This window comes from Aeromonas sp. Y289-2 (assembly GCF_027705925.1).
Taxonomy (GTDB): domain Bacteria; phylum Pseudomonadota; class Gammaproteobacteria; order Enterobacterales; family Aeromonadaceae; genus Aeromonas; species Aeromonas veronii.
Genome location: NZ_JAPDCH010000017.1, coordinates 16,371 through 37,094, shown reverse-complemented (window position 1 = coordinate 37,094; position 20,724 = coordinate 16,371). Strand labels below are relative to the sequence as shown.

At 42.5% G+C, this 20,724-nt stretch carries 18 protein-coding genes and 1 pseudogene; 9 read left to right on the top strand and 10 right to left on the bottom strand.

Annotated features, from left to right (window positions below; translation table 11 throughout):
* The first annotated feature begins 338 nt into the window (after positions 1–338).
* The 3 genes from OKC43_RS19180 to OKC43_RS19170 are packed head-to-tail and all read left to right on the top strand — an operon-like array spanning position 339 to position 4,532.
* On the top strand, positions 339–2,198 hold the full coding sequence (locus OKC43_RS19180; protein WP_270660519.1) for a hypothetical protein: 1,860 nt from the start codon (positions 339–341) through the stop codon (positions 2,196–2,198).
* Positions 2,199–2,205: 7 nt separating this feature from the next.
* Positions 2,206–4,104, top strand: a complete 1,899-nt coding sequence (locus OKC43_RS19175; protein WP_270660517.1) for a hypothetical protein — start codon at positions 2,206–2,208, stop codon at positions 4,102–4,104.
* The gene (locus OKC43_RS19170; protein ID WP_064335083.1) at positions 4,101–4,532 is read left to right on the top strand and encodes an HTH domain-containing protein; all 432 of its coding nucleotides are present in this window, start codon (positions 4,101–4,103) and stop codon (positions 4,530–4,532) included. Before OKC43_RS19175 ends, OKC43_RS19170 begins: the two co-directional genes overlap by 4 nt.
* A 244-nt stretch (positions 4,533–4,776) precedes the next feature.
* Here the strand turns inward: OKC43_RS19170 and OKC43_RS19165 are convergent.
* The 8 genes and pseudogenes from OKC43_RS19165 to OKC43_RS19130 form a co-directional block, all read right to left on the bottom strand.
* A pseudogene (locus OKC43_RS19165) lies at positions 4,777–4,917 on the bottom strand (IS481 family transposase); the annotation flags it as partial.
* 133 nt (positions 4,918–5,050) lie between these two features.
* Positions 5,051–5,629: a TIR domain-containing protein gene (locus tag OKC43_RS19160; RefSeq protein WP_182927756.1), complete on the bottom strand. Its 579-nt coding sequence runs from the start codon at positions 5,627–5,629 to the stop codon at positions 5,051–5,053.
* Between the two features lie 20 nt (positions 5,630–5,649).
* Entirely contained in the window at positions 5,650–6,117 is a 468-nt protein-coding gene (locus OKC43_RS19155; protein ID WP_110302987.1) for a TIR domain-containing protein, read from the bottom strand.
* A gap of 2 nt (positions 6,118–6,119) precedes the next feature.
* The gene (locus OKC43_RS19150; protein WP_270660513.1) at positions 6,120–7,568 is read right to left on the bottom strand and encodes an SIR2 family protein; all 1,449 of its coding nucleotides are present in this window, start codon (positions 7,566–7,568) and stop codon (positions 6,120–6,122) included.
* 295 nt (positions 7,569–7,863) lie between these two features.
* A complete protein-coding gene (locus tag OKC43_RS19145; RefSeq protein ID WP_270660512.1) occupies positions 7,864–9,537 on the bottom strand; it encodes a protein kinase family protein in 1,674 nt (557 codons plus the stop codon).
* A 3-nt stretch (positions 9,538–9,540) separates the two neighbouring features.
* Positions 9,541–10,278 (bottom strand): hypothetical protein, encoded by a 738-nt coding sequence (locus OKC43_RS19140; RefSeq protein ID WP_270660510.1) that lies wholly within the window; start codon positions 10,276–10,278, stop codon positions 9,541–9,543.
* Positions 10,279–10,280: 2 nt separating this feature from the next.
* Positions 10,281–11,114 carry a vWA domain-containing protein gene (locus OKC43_RS19135; protein ID WP_110302983.1) on the bottom strand — a complete coding sequence of 278 codons (834 nt, stop codon included), beginning with the start codon at positions 11,112–11,114 and terminating at the stop codon, positions 10,281–10,283.
* A 342-nt stretch (positions 11,115–11,456) separates the two neighbouring features.
* Positions 11,457–12,607 (bottom strand): IS3 family transposase gene (locus tag OKC43_RS19130; RefSeq protein ID WP_270660507.1). Its coding sequence is split into 2 segments (ribosomal slippage): positions 11,457–12,370 and positions 12,370–12,607, totalling 1,152 coding nucleotides; the frame shifts between segments, so codons are not numbered across the junction.
* 84 nt (positions 12,608–12,691) lie between these two features.
* On the opposite strand from OKC43_RS19130, the gene OKC43_RS19125 reads away from it, so the two are divergent.
* From OKC43_RS19125 to OKC43_RS19115, 3 genes are all read left to right on the top strand, one after another.
* Positions 12,692–13,936 carry a hypothetical protein gene (locus tag OKC43_RS19125; RefSeq protein WP_270660505.1) on the top strand — a complete coding sequence of 415 codons (1,245 nt, stop codon included), beginning with the start codon at positions 12,692–12,694 and terminating at the stop codon, positions 13,934–13,936.
* Positions 13,937–14,386: 450 nt separating this feature from the next.
* Positions 14,387–15,487, top strand: a complete 1,101-nt coding sequence (locus OKC43_RS19120; RefSeq protein ID WP_159164598.1) for a PIN domain-containing protein — start codon at positions 14,387–14,389, stop codon at positions 15,485–15,487.
* 1 nt (position 15,488) lies between these two features.
* Entirely contained in the window at positions 15,489–16,448 is a 960-nt protein-coding gene (locus OKC43_RS19115; RefSeq protein WP_159164599.1) for a bacteriophage abortive infection AbiH family protein, read from the top strand.
* A 623-nt stretch (positions 16,449–17,071) separates the two neighbouring features.
* On the opposite strand, the gene OKC43_RS19110 is transcribed toward OKC43_RS19115, so the two are convergent.
* Positions 17,072–17,524: an antitoxin Xre/MbcA/ParS toxin-binding domain-containing protein gene (locus tag OKC43_RS19110; protein ID WP_270660537.1), complete on the bottom strand. Its 453-nt coding sequence runs from the start codon at positions 17,522–17,524 to the stop codon at positions 17,072–17,074.
* 111 nt (positions 17,525–17,635) lie between these two features.
* On the opposite strand from OKC43_RS19110, the gene OKC43_RS19105 reads away from it, so the two are divergent.
* The 3 genes from OKC43_RS19105 to OKC43_RS19095 all read left to right on the top strand — a co-directional run bounded on the left by OKC43_RS19105 (position 17,636) and on the right by OKC43_RS19095 (position 19,003).
* The gene (locus OKC43_RS19105) at positions 17,636–17,839 is read left to right on the top strand and encodes a hypothetical protein (RefSeq protein WP_080989893.1); all 204 of its coding nucleotides are present in this window, start codon (positions 17,636–17,638) and stop codon (positions 17,837–17,839) included.
* Between the two features lie 103 nt (positions 17,840–17,942).
* On the top strand, positions 17,943–18,242 hold the full coding sequence (locus OKC43_RS19100; protein WP_080989894.1) for a hypothetical protein: 300 nt from the start codon (positions 17,943–17,945) through the stop codon (positions 18,240–18,242).
* A 353-nt stretch (positions 18,243–18,595) separates the two neighbouring features.
* Positions 18,596–19,003: an H-NS family histone-like protein gene (locus OKC43_RS19095; protein WP_159164601.1), complete on the top strand. Its 408-nt coding sequence runs from the start codon at positions 18,596–18,598 to the stop codon at positions 19,001–19,003.
* Positions 19,004–19,428: 425 nt separating this feature from the next.
* On the opposite strand, the gene OKC43_RS19090 is transcribed toward OKC43_RS19095, so the two are convergent.
* Positions 19,429–20,637, bottom strand: coding sequence for a hypothetical protein (locus tag OKC43_RS19090; RefSeq protein ID WP_159164602.1), 1,209 nt, complete (start codon positions 20,635–20,637; stop codon positions 19,429–19,431).
* Positions 20,638–20,724: the final 87 nt, after the last annotated feature.

Here is a 20,724-nt window from a genome sequence, read left to right as displayed (position 1 = left end):
GTTTGACTGTGTTGTATCCAAAATCGTGGCGGTCTGGAGGTGCTAACCTAGAATTTGCGAGTGAATTACCCCCATTAATAGTGCAGAATAAACAAAGATTAATTAAGCCATGCTAAGTATATAATTCCAAAAAATCACCAAAATAAAGTGTTATATATGTCTCGCTTTATGAATATAGACCTCAACAAATGATTGATTTAGATAGAAAAAATCAAATCCCCTTAGACTCCGACAATTATTAAAGTGTAAAATAATCAATAACTTACAACAATTGAAAGCAAAAACTTTCTTGGCTAGTCTACATTCCAGTTTAGGCTGACTTGGTGCAAGCAGACGTTATGTCCAGGGTAGAGTTCGAAAAAATCCCCCAAACAAACAACAATATCCGCAGCCTAGGCAGCCTAGTATTCGATAAACGTAACGAATTGGGCGACCGGGCACATCTAGATCTCACTAACATTTCCTCACACCAGGTATTAGCACGGGATTTTATTGCTGCACTCTATGAACACACCTCTCCCAGCCGGATAGCAAGTGACCTCACAATCTGGACCTATGTCCAAACCATTAAGGAGTTTTTGGAATACGTAGATCAAAAAAAACTACCTGAGCAATTCCGAATGATGGAAATCACGTATGAATTTTTATTGGAATACCGAGCACACATCAAATTAACCTCGAGTGGTTTTAAATCCAGCCATTCACGTCGGCATTTCGGTAACCTAATCAGGCTACTCGCGGCGGCACAGGCTATTGACCTCGCACGTTCAGATTTCTCCCCCCCTCGAAATTTCGCTTATAAATCCGATAGTGACCGGATACAGCCATATACAGCTGGTGAGGCCCTCGATCTGGAACACGCCTGCCGCAGCGATATACGAGCACTGCTGGCTCGGCTCGATACTGGGAGACAACTACTCACTACTGGTACTGATCCACGAGGGCATAATAATAGACGCGACCCGCAGACTGGTCGAATGTTGCGTCTCGACCCCAGTGAGCGACCATGGCTGCAACTGCCCAATATTTTGTGGTACATCGTCAATGTCATGAATGGGGAGTACCTAAAAAGATCAGCGCTACTTGCTGGCGGCCACAGCACATTTAATAATGTTATGATGGGATGTTATGATGTTCCATATAGAAAAAAAGACACATACTCTCTGCTATACCCCCTCACAACCGATCTAATACCATTTATAAATCTGCTAGCAAAAAAAACCGGCCGCAATGAAACATCAATTCTGAATCTGACTCGAGACTGTTTACAGGAATACGATGGGCGCTTTGTCCTCTGGTATGAGAAAAATCGTGGTGCTGCACGTAGATATAAGAAAATAATTGATAATGAAGGGCAATTCTCTCCTGTGGCGCTGATACAGGTGCTCTTACAAGTCACAGAACCACTAGTCAAATATGCCCCCTTGGCGGATCAAAAATATCTATTCCTAGGACTAACTGTAGAGGGACAGGGACGAGAACCAGTTAAAAAACTGGATCCTGGCTATATCAAGGCTCAGATGAACTGCGTTGGTGGTTGGTGTGACCAACATGAACTCGCAGATGAACATGATCAGCCGCTACGTGTATCGATGAGACGCTGGCGTGTAACATATCTCACCAACCGCTATAAAAGATATGGACAACTGACCAAAGTCACTAGGGATGCAGCACATACGCTAGCTACTACGACCGTCGATTATATTGCGAATGATTCAACCAAGCATATCCATGAGCAGGCTATCAGAGATGCGCTTAATGAAGTAAGGCATCTGGCTCGTCCTCAGATCGTGCCAGATGACAATCCTGAAAAAATCGCAGTAGTTTTAGATATGGATATAACTACCGCTGGGAAAATTACCAGAGGTGAACAGGATGTATTATTTGCATCCTGCTTGGATTTTTACAATCGGCCTGGTGGTCAACCGAATATGCCATGTGATAAACCATGGGGCTGTTTCACGTGCTCCAATGCCATCATTACACGCCATGTGCTGCCTCGCGTAATAGCACTTCGCGACCTGATTATACAGGCCCGTACCGAATTATCCGCAGATGACTGGAATGGGAAATTTTCGTTCCTCTGGCATGTAATAACCCATGATGTTCTGCCACGATTTTCATCCGATGCTATTGAGGAAGCTGAGCGTCTAGCTCAGGAGCAGATTTTTTACATCCCACTGGATATCAGGACGTAATATTGCAATGAAACTGAACCCTACCGCCTCTCTGCTTGAAGCAGGACTAACAACCAGTAGGTTTGTCTCTCCTGACACGGCTGTTTCTACCCAATCCGTATTTAGCAATGCACTATGGAAGATGTCCTCGCTCGTGAGCACCCCTGGTATATCAGAGTCCGATAAGACCTGGGATTTTCGAGACGTTCCTGGCTATCCATATGGATTCTCATTAGCAATGGCTGAGTATGCATATGCCAGACTATACAACGCAGTCGCAACTCATGACCGAGAAAGTGAATGGTTAACTCTACATAATGAGCTATACATTCTAAAAAGCTTCTCTAAATACTGTGCAAGTCAGGGCCGACAAGGTTTTTACGAGGTTGATAACAACCTGCTCGAACGATACCTGGATTATACTATGTATGTTGAGTGTAAGACGGACGATAGAATATATAATATATTTCGCATCATATATCGCCTTTGGGAGTACAGCAGCCGGATTACTATGCCGCTCACCAACATGCCGTTCGATAGACCATTCAATAAAATGTTCACCAATAAAAAAGATCGGGTTGATACTGAGAATCGGACACCGTCGATTCCTGAACCCATCTACACCGCCATTATGAGTGCAGCATTAGATTACGTGTTGGAATACAGCCATGTTATCCTGGACACTTGGGAGCAGTTGCACATTTTATGGCATAGTGAAATTGCAGACCTAGATTTAAGCGAGAGCATGAAAACCAAGCGGTTCACTATAGTCGCCAAAAAATTAATGAAGGACGTTAATTCTGGCTGGCTGAAAAAGCCAATACAGACATACGGGGATCTATATGTTGAACTTCAGCAATTGCGCACAGCATGCACTCTCACTATCCTAGCCTACTCGGGTATTCGCACCACAGAGTTGCTATCCTTGACCGCAGGATGCTACATAAAAGATTTTAGTGTAGATGGTCAATCTATCTACTATATCAATACTATTTTACATAAACATACAGGTAATGGCAGAAAAGATACATGGGTTGTCATCGAGGAGGTCGTCACTGCCATTAAAACTATCGAAACTCTAACAATAAAAATTAGGGAAGCCGCAAATGATCAACGCCTAATGCTGACAGATGGTTCAAACAGCAGCTTTAGTGTAAATAAAAAATTTACAGGAAAGACCTTCTCCGAGTATACGATGGAAGCTATTGTTTACCAAATTAACAATTTCAGAGACCACTGTAATAAAAACCTAGACCGCCCACCGATACCCGATTGGTGCAATGAATTTGGCGTATCGGAGCCATGGGCGTTCAACGCTAGGCAATTTCGTAGAACATTAGCTAGATTCATAGCTAGGCAACCATTCGGGGTCATTGCTGGCATGCTGCAATACAAGCACGTTGAGGTGGCTATATTCCAGGGATATGCTGGTGAAGAACCTGAGTGGAATAAGCTGCTGAAACAGGAAAAAGTTCTTGCGAATGTCGATATTTTGGGTGAACTAGCAATGGATCTATCACAGGGAATGGTGGCTGGTGAATTTGGCACCCATCTGAAATCGCAGTTCAATGCAGAATTTCGTGGACGGGCCGAGGATTATCCACCATCACAGATAGCAAAATGGTTGGCAAACACAAATAAAGCTTTATTTGTAGGTAAATTCAATTTTTGTTTCTTCGACCCGACCAAGGCGATTTGCACATCAAGAAACCCATCTATAGAGAAACCCATAATAAATTTCTGTCAACCAGGTAATTGTAGTAATGCCTGCATTTCAAAACGCCATAAATCCCTATGGGAAGCTCAGTTAACTCAAGCCCATGAGTTTTACAGGCACCCGAAGACCTCTGTATTTCAGAAACACCAACTCCAAGTTGAAATTCTGAGTTTAGAGAGTGTCGTTCAAGAATTAAAAGAGGCGGAATGATGGCAGATAAAAATCATCAGGCTATCATTGATGCACTGGATGTATTAGCCAGAGGCGTATCCACCAAAACAAATGGCAAAATAACGAGTGTTAATTTAGCTCGAGAAGCTGGGGTTAGCAGAGCAACCATTTATCGATATCTTGATGAATTTCAAGACCTAAATGATGCGTTTGAGGCATTGAGAAAAAATGGGCTCCAACGAACTGACAATGCTCCTATAACGTTACTTGAGGCATATCAGCAACGAGAATCAGAGGTGAAAAAGCTTCGTGCGGAGCTTAATGAATGCAAGCAAGAAATAAAAAAAATTAATAATCTTAGAGCTAACCAAATCCAGCTATTATGGATGGATAATGAACGATTGCAGGCAGAAAATAATCGACTACAGAAAATTATAAGTGATAACGTGACCAAGCTAATGCCTTAACTATCCATTCATACTAGCGTTATGTCACGTGACACCGACCTCAAACTGGTGTCTTTTTTACGCTACTTTCGTGCGCACTGACATTGGTATCAAGGCCAGCCCTTTTAAACATGCTGTAGGGGGTTCTGCTTGCATGACCCTCCCTGTTGGACTGCCTGCCCCTGCCCATCCTCTAAAGCCAAATGAGTTAACCTGGTGAGGGAGTAATCGAGGACTCCCTTTGCAACCAAGCAATCTGTCTGGATTGGGCTCCATAGGTCTGATAATTGCGGTAGATTTCGTAGAACTGCTGGCGGCTGTAGCCGATGAGTTTGCGTGCTTGGCTGACGCAATTGAGTTCCTTGGCGAGCTCTAGTAGACGCGCCACTTTCTTGTCGGTGGTCATACGGTGACCCCAGATAACACACTAGGAGAACCATTTGGCATCCAGCTTGAATCCGTATGACCACAATCTTTAGTGAGCAGATGTCAGGTGATAATCATCTCCATACACCTTAGCTATACATCCAGAAAATCACTTATGATGAATAGCGATTCCACGATGGAGTTCCCCTAGCAAAGTTATTCAGGTTACTCCACCTTTGACCTCTGTCCTCTACATAATGATTTAACGAATTATTTTTAAGGTACTTTGTTACAACCGGATAAAGGCCGAGATATTCTTGCCCTTCAAAGTTTTGATTCTCGAAATCTACGAGTGGCAGAATCGCAACTTGATTAGGCTTGTGCCCATCAAAGAAACCTAGTTCCCAAGGCATCCATTTTGAGCTGGATGCATTATCGGTGGCGATGTACATCATAGAACTAGATAATTTCATGCGTTCCCGAAGAACCGCAGCAGTCTCCTTATTCACGGAATTACGATCTAATTGGCGATCAACAACCCAATCAACATAGACGCGTAGACCCTGCTTCTGCAACAGGGTCATAACCCCGAGCACCAGCTCTGCATCATCACTAGAGTGAGAGAGAAATACATCGAACCTTTCCTGTTCTTTGTAACTCTCCATACCTTCTCTCAGTACAGTATTTGCTGCTTTATAGCCACGAGCAGATGCGGCAGCTGCTCGTGCTTCGCTTTTTGTAAAATAGGCCATCTTATCTTCCTGTTGATTACTTATTGCTTGATTGCATTTTCTATCCAAGTTGCCAAATTATTCTTGATATCATTATAAGCATCGTTGTCATTGGGTTCATAAACCAGTGGCGTAATTACTTTATCGCCACGCTTGAAAGTGAATTGATCGAATGGATTAGCTCCTTTCTTATCATATCCATTACGAGGGCAATTAAGTCGATGGATATAAATACCAACTACTGCCTTACCTTGGTTCCAAGCTCTTTCAATCTCATACTTAACCCACGGTCGCTTAGCAGTTTGACTCCCGATAAGTACGACTAAGCAGGATTTACCTTCTATATTTTTGTTGATCCAATTCTTAACACCCTGCTCGGTACGTTTGATCTCTTCCCAAGTATTGGCACTGACAGGCTCATCACCTTCTAGCTGCCCCATGTTGCGGATCTGCTGCACTCGCATAACATCATTATCAAAATGAAAACTGTAGAAAACCTTCCTTTTCATATCTAACCTCCTAATTTTTTCAAAATAGACAGAATATCTTGGTTGATTTTGGTTCTATCAATTGCTGGGTCTAAAAGTTTGGCTACTTCCTTTTCCAGCCAAGGATAATGAGTAAAATTCTTCTCTGGTTCTCTCAACATCTCCTCAGCCAATTCTTTAGCCATATATCCAGTTACACCAATTGGAAGTACAGCAACTCCTGTACCTTGGGCGATTTCAAATTCTTTACGAACACCGCCAGCATTGATTACTTCATCCTCTTCGTTAAGCTTGTTGCCGAATAGAAACAAGGCGATACCAGAGAGGCCGATCATGCGATGTCGATATTCACTCCACAATTCAGCTAACTCTTTACCGTTTGATGGATGTTGTGGAAATGGACGCATGACAAGTTGTTCTTCGGAGTATTTATCAGGTCTAGAGTAGATAGCATCAAGAGCTCCATTAATGACAGCACTACCAATTCCCCAACCAAAACCATTAACAACTCTATAGCCAGCTTTCACTAGTGATGCTGAGAGTGTATGTACAAAGCTCAACGCTACCTGTTTGTCCCAATCACCATATTCTTCCGCACTGCCAGAGATAAAGATAGTTTTCTTACGGAACCGACTTTCAATTTCCTTCAAGATAACAGGAATATCATCGTATTCTTCAACAAGTACAGCTTCGATACCGAACCTGAGTAAGTCACGGATATGATGCTCTTGTCTACGTTGCCTATACATTGCACCAGCTTCATCCTCATTATGCTGCTTCGTCGCTGGCTCCTTACGAAGGAAGCAATAGTGAGTACGCCTATGATGATCAGGCACATGTAAACGGCTCAGTATATAGTCAAGATTAGGGTCTGTGAAACTGAAGCCAATAAAAAGAAATGTTTTTGAAATCAGATCGCCACTTAATGCAGTTATAAAACCTTCATGAGTTTTATAGTACTGTTCATATTGAGCCTTGTAGAGTACTGCTGCTCCTGGTGAATCTACATCACCATGCATTTTGTAAACAACTGCATCTCGCTTCGGACGAGTAAGAATAAGATCATCGACTTTGCGTTTGACATCAGCAACCCGATAGTTTTCTTTGAGACTATCCTCGATCAATGTATCGTAATTAGTTGTCCAGTATGTTCTTATCGGGAGTCTGGCAAGAATTCTATGGGCTTCAGATGGTTCAGCTTGCTCTGAAAACTCTTCTAAAATTTTCCTAGATAATCCTGTTGGACTATTTTTCTTATTAACGTGATATTGCGCAACGGAAATAAGATCGTGTTCAAACTCAACAGATAATTCCAACTCCTCCGCAATTTCACGAAGGAGTTCTTTCCAATTAACAAATCCGCAAGTTCTAGATAAACCTGCGCCTGCAAACACAGCCGCAGCACCTTCCTCTAAATCTTTTACATATCTTTTTATGAAAGCTTCAACTTCAGCAGAAAACCGAGAGCTCATTTTTTAGCCTTTCCTGTTGAAAACTATAATAAATAACATACCAAAAATTTGTCATTTATGTCCTTTTAGAAGCACCCTCCTAGATCCAAGCGCACCCACTTACTCTACCCCTAAAGAACTGATATTTAAACTTCTTCTGTGCTAGAAAACAGCATTTCTCTGGCTTTCTAGATGCTTCAAGAATCTCATGCAGAGGTTCATCAGAAGGTATTGCGGACAAGCAACAAGGTGCCGTATAAGAATTCATTCTTCCTCCGTCAATACTGCACAGCTTAGATATCAACTCATATGAACTCTAACCCGCACAACCTCGCAGGAACATAAGGCCAACAACTATAATAAAAAGCCATCCTCCCCAGCCCAACTCAGATGACTTCCGATTAGTCCCTCTTGGGTTACTTCTTAGTGAATTGCCCATGCTTGAAGAGAGATGTACGGGGGGTGCACTCGTGTAAGTTACCTGAGGTGCTTGTTGAGCTCGCATTTGATCAAGCAGCTGCTGATTAGAACTCTTCTGGGGAGCTGTGGGGGTTGGCCTTATTTGAATTGGCGAATTTGAAGCTCTAGTACCTTTTGTCATTGTTGAGAGAATGCCTGCATTTTGACTCGGCACAGTCCTAGCCGGAGCTGCGATCCCCCCAAGAAGACGGTATCTGGCTTCCTGTTCTGGTATCTGCTGTATCTGACCTGGTGCAGTTATAGTGATTGAGATATGTGTGTAGGTAGTCGATTTTGCATGCCCATGATAAGGCGCATCAACGAGGCCTGTAACGGACAGCCAACGACCAACCCAAGTCTGGTCAGGTACATTAGCACCAATCGCATTCATGCCATCAGACCAGATAGCTAACTTGACAGCCTTGCCACGCCAATCAGAGAAATTCACGAATACATAAGGTTTTCTATTCGCTCCCCACCCACGGCGAACAGAATGGATTTTACCAATGAGCTCAATTCTGCTCCCAACCTGTTCAAATACTTTTTCATATTTCAATGCATCACAAACTACATATGCACCTTGATAGCCTGCCTTAGCCAAGGTAGCCCCTTGGCCAAATATAATTTCCTCGTGGTAGATCCCCTTATTCTGAAGAAAATCTACAAGGGTAGGAACTTTATTAAAGTCCCCAAGTGCCACTCTAGCTAAGTTTTTGACATGTAAACCCATGCCAGTGATTTTTAAAACCTCTTTAAATATCACTGAAGAGCTAGGATCTAAAAAGTCATTCCGCCTAAATACAACCGCACTCGGTTCAGACCGAGAAATAGTCCAAATCGAAGAAGACGCAATCAATGCTTGGAGTGCAACATCCAGCGTTAAAAATGAAAAGCGGTCAAGCTTTTCATTAAAATCATTAGCAGTACGCTTAGGATGTTGAAAATTAACCTGTCCCAATTCAGTTGCTTTAGATGATTGCAGTGCTTCAACATACATTCCATCATAATCAATGAGTTGAATCGTGCTACCACCTGCACTCACCATTATATTTTCTGGCTGAATATCACCATGGGAGATCTGATTTTTCTCTAGAAAGTCTGCTAAATTAGCCAATGCTTGCCGCAGTCTTTGAAGAGACTGAGGGTTACGATATTCATTCTCTAGGAATTCAGCTAATGTTTGTCCTTGTGCCCAAGCCATCTTTACGATGGGATACATAACCCCCTGAATACGAATACCCGCTGGGATGAATTCAAATGGTAGAAAATAAGGGCTCGCCAATTGCTTAATTCGAGAGGATATAGCTTGATATCTTCTCTCTAACTCTCGTGATTCCTTGTGAAAACAACGCAGTGCAAATTTCTTACCTCCAGCCTGTACAGTATACGTGAGTGCAAATCCACCACATAAAGCCAGAGGAAGCCCTAAGCCAGTAGTCTTTAATGTACCATGCTTTAACTCTGCGTCTTGTAATACGAGTTGTGGGGATTGTAGAGCCTCGTTGTATTGCTCAAGGGTTGGATATGCCATGGCTTAAACTTCACTGGTCAGGCTAATGAGAATTAAAGTGGTATCATCTCGACGGAGTTTTCCAATTGCGCGTTCTATTTCAACAAGTTCCTGAAGTTCCTGTTGGCTTCTGATACTAATAAGCCTCTCAAAGGCCGAGCTATCACCATGCTCCTGATGGTGCAGTAGCCATGCCCCGAGAGCATCAGTCATACAGAGAAGCAAATGCGTTTGATTGTCCCTGTAACTCCAGTCCTTTTGAGTCAAAAAAACACAGCTGGTATCGCTCAATAATGGATTTAACTCATTGCGCGTAGCTAGAAGAGTCGGTTTTTGAGTGAATTGGTCTGCACAAGAATACGGCGTTGTATCTAGCAGACAATAACCATCACTCCAAGCAGCAATACTATCTCCCAGGGCACTAACACTGATGTTTTCATGGATGGGGTCATCTTGAACAATCAACATTGTGGCAAAACTGCCTCTCTCGTAAGCAGCTGCTTTTGACCAAGATAGAGAGCTCGGATCATGTAGAAGGTTATACTTTTGGATGCATGAAGAGAGCGCCTCATCCAAAGGCGCTATATCTATGCATTCATCCACAAGCAGATTAGCCCAGCTTTTAGCATCAAACGACTCAGAAGCACCATCTGACAGCACCACGCGGCCTCGTTCTTGGTCTATGCGGTAAGCATCTTCGTTATCGTTTGGCTGCTCAATATGCTTTGCTACGGTTCCATCAAAGAGGATGTGGAATTCCATAGTTAACGTAGCTGAGCGGCGCGGGTGCCAATATCAAAGAAGTCCACAACCTCAGTAATTTCGCCATTGAAAACAAAGCCACGAGATTCCATCGTTGCTTTGATCCCTTTCTCTTCTGCAACTTTTTGAAGGTGTACAGGTAAAGGGCTGGACATACTGAAAAGGAGTCTTGCATAGCTGTCACTTAGACCAGCGTCAGAGATAGGGAATTTTACGGGGTCACCACCACTAGAACTCACATGAAGATTGAATAGCAGAACGTTGCCATCGTTGGTACTAATCTGTTGGAGTTGTTGTGCTAGGCTCCCAGGTTCGCCATCTGTTGACTCACCATCAGTGATATGCAGAACAGTCGGTGGGTAGCTGTCTGGGTGTGCATCACACCAAGCCACTAACTGTTCAGCAGCACTGGTGATGGCGTTACACATAGGCGTTCCACCCGCAGCCTTGGGCTCAAACCATACTGGGAATTTGATGGCTTGGTCGACTAGACCACCTGCACCATCATCAACTCGCTTAATCCGATCTTCTACACGCAATGGATTAGCTTCAATTTGAGAGATTGGATGAAGAATTGTCCCTGATAATGCACCAGCAAGACCGTTTTCTGCGGTAGAACCGCTATAGCCTAAAACACCAACCTCGAAGTAATCACGAGTCCCTTCTGACTTAGTGCAGCGAGTAATGAGAGTGGCTAAGGTTCGATTAAGAACATCGGCTACAAATTGGGCTTTGGACTTGCCATTAGTCATGGAATCTTGCATCGACCCAGATTGGTCTACCAAAAACAAGAACGCTGTAGGACTGGTACGGCTGATTTCGGCACTATAGCTCATAGAATCCTTCAATGATGAGTTTTATCAAAAGGATAAGATAAAATAATCAGCAAGGATATTTGTTAACTCAGGTCACATTTTTCAACCAACAAGCAACACCGCCAAGCGTTGCTTGATCTTAACACTCTTGCTGCTCACCCCCAGGGGGTAAAGCTCTATCGACTCACAGCAATTAGTAACGATTGCAGCTGATGTCACAATCGTTACAACCTTCCTTTCCCCCGCACCCTAAGTAACTAAAGACCAAGCACATACCTTGTCTGACGAAGCTGCTTTGCTAGTCTTACCTCAAAAATAAATGAGGTATTCGTGCCGTCTATGCATTGAATCGCCCCTGGTTTTCTAGACACTCTGTTGCTGAAAAATAAACTGCCTTTCAAACTCTACCGGTGACAGCCCATCATTGGAACCATGACGCCTGATTGGGTTGTAAAACATCTCGATATAATCAAACACATCGCTGCGGGCTTCGTCTCTTGTCGCGTAAATCCTGCGCTTGATCCGCTCCCGTTTGAGCAACTGAAAGAAGCTCTCGGCAACAGCGTTGTCGTGGCAGTTGCCACGTCGGCTCATGCTGCAACTCAGGTTGTGGGCCTTCAGAAAGTCCTGCCATTCACCACCGGTAAACTGGCTGCCCTGATCCGAATGCACCAGTACCGGCTGCTTTGGCTTGCGCCGCCAGACGGCCATCAATAACGCTTCAACCGCCAAGTCTGCCGTCATGCGTGGTTTCATTGCCCAGCCGACGATCTGGCGAGAAAACAGATCGAGCACCACCGCCAGATACAGCCACCCTTCTTGAGTGCGGATGTAGGTAATGTCGGTCACCCAGGAGATGTTGGGGGCTGGGACCTTAAACTGGCGTGCCAGCGTGTTCGGAGCAGCCTGCGGGCTCTTGCCTCCATAATGCCCCTTACGGCGTTGATAGCCCGTTTGCGAACGCAGCCCTTCCCGCCTCATTAATTTGGCCACACGGTGCTTGCCGCAAGCTTCTCCCAAGTCACGAAGGTCGCGATGGATCTTGCGATAACCGTATACAGCGCCACTTTCCAGCCAGGATTGCTTGACCAATCCGGTCAGTCGTTCGTCCTCCTGCTGTCGTGGCGATGTAGGCTGTTTCAGCCACGCGTAGAAGCCACTTCGGTGAACCCCCAGGGTCTGGCACAGGGTAACGACACTGTACCGGTCGAGTCGGGAGGTTATGAACGCGTACCTTTCCTTGACTCGCTGGCAAAGTACGCGGCGGCCTCCTTTAGAATATTGCGCTCCTCGGTGACTTGGCGCAGTTCGGTTTTCAGACGGCGGATTTCGGCTTGCAAGGCAGACTCTTCTATCTGCTGGTCAGCAGGCTTACCGTACTGCTTGAGCCATGCATACAGGCTGTGGCTGGATACCCCGATGGCACGAGCAACGTCAGCCACCGGCCGCCCACGCTCGGTGATTTGTTTAACGGCTTCGATTTTGAATGTTTCTGGATAACGCTGACGGGTCATAACACCTCCAATAGTTGCCTCATTTTAAGGCTGTGAGGTGTCTAGGGAACTGGGGGCGATTCACACGGACATACCAGCAAGGCTTTGGCAGATGCTCTAGCTCAAGCGCTTGAAACAACTGTAGAGGTACTACAAGGAAAAGATACTCCTGAGCCATATCACTATATAGATAAATTAGTCAAACAACTAAAAGCACAGCTGGAACTCGGCAATAACCTAGCGCTTAACACTGAGTTCTCTGAGTGGCAAAGAAAATATAATAGTGAATGTCCCGATATAGACGAAGACATCCATGGTTTTGCAAAAGATCTTGGCATCCAAATAGAACTGGCTCAATTGATTGGACAACCTGACGAGTTAATAAAACTTCGAGATATTACAGGTTGGAGTGGCGAGCAAATTCTAAATCCTGCTAATGTACATGGTCACTGGTTTATCCGTAAGACTGTAATGGACTCAATAAGTACAAGTTTGGAGTATGGCCTTAGTGAGATTATGTGGGAGGTACAAGATGTCATCAAGAAGGTGAGTCATTACTATACAGAGGATATGCATATCAGCATTAAGCATGCATATCCCTGGATACATGTAGATCTTATCCACCCTAGAATGAGTGACTTCCATAAAACCACTTTCATTTTTTCAAGGACGTTACCTAAGCCTGATGGATTAAAATGGGTGTCACCTAGTGAAGCAGATAAATGGATGTTGTCTGAGCTAGACCGAATAGCATTTGATGAAGCAAATTTTGTAACCTTAAATGATGGTTTTAATTATCCATCAGACATAACAAATTTAAGACTGAAAATCATTGAGATAACTGATCATGCTAAGAGCAGGATTGCATATTCCGAAGGTTGGTTTACTGACCAAGAAGATTCGGTATTTAACAGGTTTATAGTTAGTGGTAGATCTCATGCCTGGATAGTTAATAAGCTTACTAGTGGTCTAGCAGAGGGATTGCGTACTCATCTTCATCAACTACCTGAGGTCTCATGGAAGGTCAGTGCGAATAATGGAAGAATTAATTTAACCTGTGACACGTGGAGGTTATCTGCGGAAAAACGTAGAAAACTTGGCTTTTACAATCTAAGTTACACTATTTCGTTAGTTGAACTAATGCCTGATGGTAGCTATCGAGCTGCACCGTGGTCTAAAAAAGGCATAGAAGATGCAGCTAATGATATAACAAGACAATTACAGTGGGTATGGGCATCAGAAGATTTTGCTTCTGATGATGAGCAGATAATCCTTCACTTTCAGGAAATAACCAAGTTTGGAGAAACAGTTGTAGATTTAACTAACTCATCCTCGCTGGAGGAATCATGAAATATTCAGCGTCTAAAGAAGTAGATGATATAGTGCGGAAATATATCAGACGAAACTGGAGATATAAACGAGGTAAAAAACATGGTCTGCTATATCCCCCAAAATGTGGCTTATTCATCGTAGTGCCTGGATCACCCAGTGATACCCTTGCAGGGTGCATTTTTAATCAAGAGATAAGGCGACTAGAAAGGCGTGTACAGATCTAGTTATCACCTGACACTGGCTTTAAACCGGTGTCTTGTTTGTGTGCCCTTCCTTTGGTATCAAGTTGAAGCCGTATGCAACATCGGAAGTAACCATAATAATTTAAAGTAATTCCTCATCACACCTTGCTAATTTGTTACTTGTCCAAAACTTGGCAATGAATTAATATGCATCTAGTTTTTAGAAATTGATTGTTTTGTTAATTTATTTTTTGGCAATTTACCGCATGTATTCAAGGTATTTACTATGGAATTAAAGACAAGGCTAGTTTTTATAGATACAAGTGCTTTTGAAAAGAAAAACTATCAATTTGGACAATATGCACTTGGTCGTCTTCAAGAACTAATTGAGGATGAGAAAATTCACTTGCTCATTACTGATGTGACAAGGAAAGAGATCGACTCTCATCTTAAACGAAAATCTGAAGAAGCAGCTTCTATGATAAGTAAGATGCAAAGAGATGGAATGTTCCTAAGAAACACTCCCGACCTTGACTGTCATGGAATCTTTACCAAGGTTAAAGGTGAGGATATTTATACTGTTGTCAGTAAGAAATTTGATGATTTTGTCGAAAGTGGCTACGTTGAAACAATAAATGTAAGCATTGTTAACCCTCAACTTGTATTTGATGCTTACTTCAACAACCTCCCACCTTTTGGCAAAGAGTCAAAAAAACACGAGTTTCCTGATGCATTTGCGCTAGAGGCTATTAAACAGGTGAGCTTGGCTAGAGGGAATGCCGTCTATATCGTTAGTGACGACGGCGATATGAAATCCTTCTGTGAGAAAGAGGATAACTTCATTCATCTTGAAAAAGTAGATGACCTAATTGACTTAATTGTTCGAAGCGACAAAGCGTACAAAGAGCCAGCCGAATTTGCTGATGAAGTTTTCGAACTACTCCTAGAACAAATCAAAGTGGATGCCCTGCAAGCTATAAAAGATGGCGAGTTCAACTATGAACATGCAGACCCTTTCGATGATATTATCAATTCTATAGAAATCAACTCACTGAGTATTGAAAAGAAAAGCTTGCAGAATGTCGATGCCGAGGGCGCTGAATACGAAGTAGAGTTTGAGGTGGTTGTTACGGCAGAGTACCAATTTTCAGATTATGACCGTTCACCTTGGGATCCTGAAGACAAGCAATATGTATTCATCTTGAGTAATGAGTCAATCGTAAAACACAAAGAAACATATACTGCTCACCTAACACTTGCCTATCCAGATGGGTTGAAAGCTAACGCACACATTGAAGAGCTTTACTTCCACGACACATATTTTGAACTGACTGATGGTGACTCAGAAGTCATTAGCTTCAAAGAACTAGATATTAATGGTGAATAACATGAAGCTGTATGTAATAGGTAATGGATTTGATGTTCATCATGGCCTTGACACTAGGTATACATCTTTTGGACTTTATCTCAAAAAGAACTATAGGGAAACTTATGAACTATTGCTCGACTATTACGGGTTTGCTGATTTAGACCCTGATTGTCCAACAACAATATCAGACCCTTTATGGTCTGAATTTGAAACAAGTATGTCACTGCTTGATAAAGACTCTGTTTTGGAAGCAAACATGGATGCAATGCCAAACTATTCCTCAGATGACTTTAGAGACCGAGACAGATACACGCTTTTAATTGAAATGGAGAGAATACTTGGTCTTCTGACCACTGAACTGTATAAAGCATTCAAAGAGTTCATTTTGGCAGTGCAGTTTCCTATGTTTGATCATGGCCGTTCAGTAAATATTGATAGGGACGCTCTCTACCTCACATTCAACTACACAGATACACTTTCTCAATACTACGCAGTTCCCGATGAGAACACATTATTTATTCACGGAAAAGCCAATACACATGTTGATGAGTTAATTCTCGGTCATGGTGTTGACCCTGATAATTTCAAAGAGAAATCTGCTGAACCACCATCAGGATTGAGTGATGAAGACTTAGAGCGTTGGATGGATTATCAATCTGATCAATATGACTATTCATTCGAGCTTGGTAAAAATGCTATTAATCAGTATTTCTCCACCACTTTCAAGAGCACAGTTCAAGTCATAAAAAATAATGAAGACTTCTTTGCAAAGCTTGGCAACATTGATGAGGTATATGTTCTCGGTCACTCATTAGCTGACGTAGATTTACCCTACTTCAAGAAGTTGGTTCAATCAGTCAGACCTGATGCTAAATGGGTTGTGACTTTTTATGATCCTGATGATGAGAAGAAACACGGTGACACTCTAAAAGGATTTGGAATAGCTAACGTTGCTGTTGTCAGAATGGAACAGATCTAAAAAAATTCTGAAAATATTATTAACGAATTCGATGGATTCCAATGTTTTTTGTACAGGTCTAGTCTAGTTATCACCTGACACTGGTCTCAAACCGGTGTCTTGTTTAGGCACCTTTCGTGCGCAAAAGGTATTTGAGCAAAAGAGCTTATAGATGGAGAGGATATTCAGATTTACAAAGCTAAACACGATATTAAGAAACTAATTTACGAGTGTAAATCAATAACCACTATTGATTACACCATATAGCGTGAATCCCGTATGATTGATGTATGCACAAGTGAAAGTAGTTTCATTTTACTATTCCTTGCCTTCGGCAATAATACAACCAGATACTGTATGGGGCTGTTTTTGTTATAGTTTACAATAGGAGTGTTTTGATTTGACAATAAGCGGAGTTATTGATGAGATAATGGCAGTGGGTGTATAAAACTGGTTTATCTTCGCTGCGTAGCAGCGGAATAATAGTGAGCCGCTCAAATTTGATTCAAGCTCTCATAATTAGTAAATGGACAGTTTCCCGAATTTTTCAAGTGGGGGGTGTGGAAAAATTCTGAAAATCATTCTGTTAGATGGAAGTTTAACCAACTGAGCTGGTTTTATCCTCACAGTCCCCGGCTTATTGCTTATATGCAAACCCCATGCTGAATCCGTCCCACCAGATCGATAACAGCCTGAACCCCCATTGGTGTAGCCAACAACTTAACTGGGGCTACGCCACCTAGGCCCCACGCGGTGCGGTTTAACCACGACAGTGTCTTGACGGTATCGTCCCTGTGAAAGGCGAGAACCGCATCGAGGGCCTGTGCAACTCCGTATACCCTGGCACCCTGAGATATTGATAGGGGGGCTGTAATCCGCAGCTTGCGGGCCAGTGTACTCCGGCTAATACCAGCCCACTGGCAAACCATCCCCACATCAGTCTTCATCAATTCAGCGAGCCGATAGAGTATGTCCGGTGCTACGCCAGCCACGATCCATTGATGTGCTCCTAGTGGGTCACGAGGAATACCAAGACCTTCTAGGAGACGGTTCGGAGTAACTGCGTCACTACTAGGATGATAGGTTGCATAGGGCATCATGTAGCACTCCTCATTGTACAAACACGACCTCTCATGAGCTATCCTACCCCAAACTGTCGTTTTGAGTGGAAAATTAACAACCAAATGCCCCTACATTGAGGAGGGCTGATGACCGAGTTGGTCTGTACTGAACCAGGTTTAGGCATTGAGCTGGGGACTACTTTTCAGGTTCTATCGGAGAACGGCTCTGAATGGGAAATCCTGTTGGGTAATGAATACCGCAGGATCAACAAACGCAGCGGGCGCGTTACAGGTTGGAAAACACCTCCAAAATTTGAGTGCAAAGATATCCAAAATCAAAATTTCGAATAACTGTTCAATACAGGTGACATCTGTGATATCTAACCTGCACAGGTTATTCCTATATCTACAGCAGAAAAATACTATAGATTTCATAAATTATTAGGGGCTCTGAATGCTCATAAAAGAAATTGTGCCAACAGAACAGGTCGTTGACATTCTCTGTGATGTCTGTGGTCGTAGTACAAAAACGAATTTTGGAACCAATCAATACGGCTCGTTATCGGCGGATTTTGGCTATGGTTCCCGTCACGATGCTGAGCGTTATCTGGTGCATCTGTGTGAAATGTGCTTTTTCGGTACACTCGCAACAGTGAGGGAGATGCATCGTGGGAATCATATGTTTGACGATGACTATGAGGCTGCAAACCCAGACACATTTGGGCGTGATTATTCTAATAGGGAAATAATATGAATGATATGCTCCCATACCCTAGTTTGTGTGGAGAGAACTATTTCCTATCATCGACTCATTCTGTGAGCCAATGATATTCTCCAATCGGCTCATTTCGTGAGCCGATCAAGATCGTTCATCGGCTCATCTGGTGAGGTGGTCTCAACGCTCACTACCACCTAGATTTAATTTTTGGCTACATAGTTTCATAGCAGATTGGAGCTAGACCACTAAGCAGCCCCAAACGCGATTTCGCTCACGTCTTTTTGAAAAGTGCTATTTATCCAATCGTCTTGGTGCCAAAAACAGTGGTGCTAATGCTGGGGTTGAGAGATAATTTCACTGATATAAAAATGTGATACATGAGGATAAAAATGAACGATTTTTTGAAAACTTTGTTGAATATCCGTAGTCTGCGAGCTGCATTGCGTGAGTTGTCATTTGAGCAGCTGGTCGAAATCAGAGAGAAATTCGAAGAGATTTTTGCTGAGCGTGAGCAGCAAGAAAACAAAATCAAAGCCGAGTCTGCCGAGCGCCTGCAAAAGTTGGCAGAGTTTACCGAGATGTTGAAAGAGGCTGGCATCGATCCGAGCGAGCTGGTTGGTACTGCGGCTCCGGCGAAAGCTGAAGGTTCAGCTAAAGCCAAACGCGCTCCTCGTCCTGCCAAATACACGTACACCGAAGATGGTCAAGAGAAGACCTGGACTGGCCAGGGGCGCATGCCTAAGGCTATCGCAGAAGCGGTGGCAACTGGCAAAGCACTAGAAGATTTCTTGATTTAACGCTTCGGTATCATTTTCATAAATGCAGCCGACCGGACTACTTCCCTAATGATGTATAGTTAAGGTGGCTCTATAACAAAGCGCTTTATAACCTTTATTGAGGCATGTAAAATACATCGTATTACTTCATACGTATCAAGAGCCAACGACCCAGTTGGCTCTTTTCTTTTCCGTGTCGTATACCCTAGAATGCCACGCCATCATTAGGGACTGCTTGAGAATATTTCTACATTCCCACTTTAACGCACAGAAGAATGTGGGAACTATAGATTAGAGCAACCAATCAATAGTGGAATCATATGTGTTCAACAAAGTTCCGGTTATTGAGACATGACCCTTTTCTGCACCCGAATATTTGTAAATTACAATTACAAAACACCATGGAATGCGCCCCCCTTAATAAATAAGGATAGAAACCAAATCCATTAGCTAGACGCAATCCTTTCATAAAACTCTAATAATTGTTTTATTTTTTCAGCATCAGCTTGCTTATGAATAGAAAATAATACTGTTTCCATCTTTATTTGAGTGAGTTCGTCACAATATTCAAGATATTTATTTTCTATAGATTTTATTGCATCAAGATAAAATTCCATAATATTAGAAATCATCTCTAATATTATACTGTAATACTCCACCTTAAGTTCAAAGTATTGAAACCTCCATTCTTTATAAAACAATAAGAAATGCTCTTTATGAGTCTCAGTATTAAGGTATTTTATACTACTAGTTATAAGTAAATAGTTAAGAGCGCTATATGTCTCACGGGCATAATCATAACCATGAAGCTCAATTTCAGTCATCAGAGTTGAAAGATCTGATTCGAAATCGACACCAATCATAGAACTTCTAATATTTTCATTAATTCTTATTTCTTTATATTTTTTAGCCAGTTGGGAATCCAATTTGCTTGCTAAATGGAGATTTTTCGGATTAGTTAGAATCTCAGGGAAATCTCCACTTCGGCTTGGCGGTGTCAAATTTTTTTGAATGAAATACTTTGATGTTTTTCTAAGGAATTCTTGATGTTTTTTAGCATCAACTGACAGCGTGCCTCCTCCTGCATCAATACAATTTATCTGTTCTCCCTTATTCTTGACTCTCTGTAGAGTAACCTCCGAATACGGTGAAATAACTTGTTCGGTAACATCTCGAAGATAACTGGATTTCATTAAGTCATTGGGTGTAATCTTATATATAGGCTTATTCAATAATGAGAGACCAGCATCACTATAAATTGATGCTATAAGGTGAGAGCAAAAATAACCTCCATTGGTATTGTCAGAGGCAGTATTTGCGATTGATTCCAGAGCACCTCGATAACTATATTTTCTTCCTTGATACTTAGGGGAGTTTCTGCTTATATATGTCAAAATGTTTGTTTGAGTTTGTTCGTCAGGAAATATACAGCGCAGCACAACAACGTTTGATAGGCTCTTGAAGGATACTCTACGTCCACTCGTCAGCTGAACTCCAGAACCCGTAATTGCTTCTAGAAATACACCGTTTTCTAACGTAATCATTGCGTGTGAATAAAAACCATTTGTCATCTTAGCTATCATCTTGCTATGCATTTTTGCACCGCGAACTAAGAGTATATCACCCACTTTTAAATTTGTATTAAATGTATACATATACGTTACATTAGGTCTATTGCATTTTTGATATAGCATTATTCCCAGTTTTGTCTGTGACTTTCAAGTTAGTTGTCATGAAAACTT

Bases quoted from the DNA above. Each gene is read 5' to 3' on its own strand.
- OKC43_RS19110 (WP_270660537.1), bottom strand. From the start codon at position 17,524: ATGCCCTATGCAACCTATCATCCTAGTAGTGACGCAGTTACTCCGAAC.
- OKC43_RS19120 (WP_159164598.1), top strand. From the start codon at position 14,387: ATGGAATTAAAGACAAGGCTAGTTTTTATAGATACAAGTGCTTTTGAA.
- OKC43_RS19090 (WP_159164602.1), bottom strand. From the start codon at position 20,637: ATGTATACATTTAATACAAATTTAAAAGTGGGTGATATACTCTTAGTT.
- OKC43_RS19105 (WP_080989893.1), top strand. From the start codon at position 17,636: ATGACCGAGTTGGTCTGTACTGAACCAGGTTTAGGCATTGAGCTGGGG.
- OKC43_RS19180 (WP_270660519.1), top strand. From the start codon at position 339: ATGTCCAGGGTAGAGTTCGAAAAAATCCCCCAAACAAACAACAATATC.
- OKC43_RS19150 (WP_270660513.1), bottom strand. From the start codon at position 7,568: ATGAGCTCTCGGTTTTCTGCTGAAGTTGAAGCTTTCATAAAAAGATAT.
- OKC43_RS19155 (WP_110302987.1), bottom strand. From the start codon at position 6,117: ATGAAAAGGAAGGTTTTCTACAGTTTTCATTTTGATAATGATGTTATG.
- OKC43_RS19095 (WP_159164601.1), top strand. From the start codon at position 18,596: ATGAACGATTTTTTGAAAACTTTGTTGAATATCCGTAGTCTGCGAGCT.
- OKC43_RS19170 (WP_064335083.1), top strand. From the start codon at position 4,101: ATGATGGCAGATAAAAATCATCAGGCTATCATTGATGCACTGGATGTA.
- OKC43_RS19145 (WP_270660512.1), bottom strand. From the start codon at position 9,537: ATGGCATATCCAACCCTTGAGCAATACAACGAGGCTCTACAATCCCCA.
- OKC43_RS19175 (WP_270660517.1), top strand. From the start codon at position 2,206: ATGAAACTGAACCCTACCGCCTCTCTGCTTGAAGCAGGACTAACAACC.
- OKC43_RS19100 (WP_080989894.1), top strand. From the start codon at position 17,943: ATGCTCATAAAAGAAATTGTGCCAACAGAACAGGTCGTTGACATTCTC.
- OKC43_RS19115 (WP_159164599.1), top strand. From the start codon at position 15,489: ATGAAGCTGTATGTAATAGGTAATGGATTTGATGTTCATCATGGCCTT.
- OKC43_RS19140 (WP_270660510.1), bottom strand. From the start codon at position 10,278: ATGGAATTCCACATCCTCTTTGATGGAACCGTAGCAAAGCATATTGAG.
- OKC43_RS19135 (WP_110302983.1), bottom strand. From the start codon at position 11,114: ATGAGCTATAGTGCCGAAATCAGCCGTACCAGTCCTACAGCGTTCTTG.
- OKC43_RS19160 (WP_182927756.1), bottom strand. From the start codon at position 5,629: ATGGCCTATTTTACAAAAAGCGAAGCACGAGCAGCTGCCGCATCTGCT.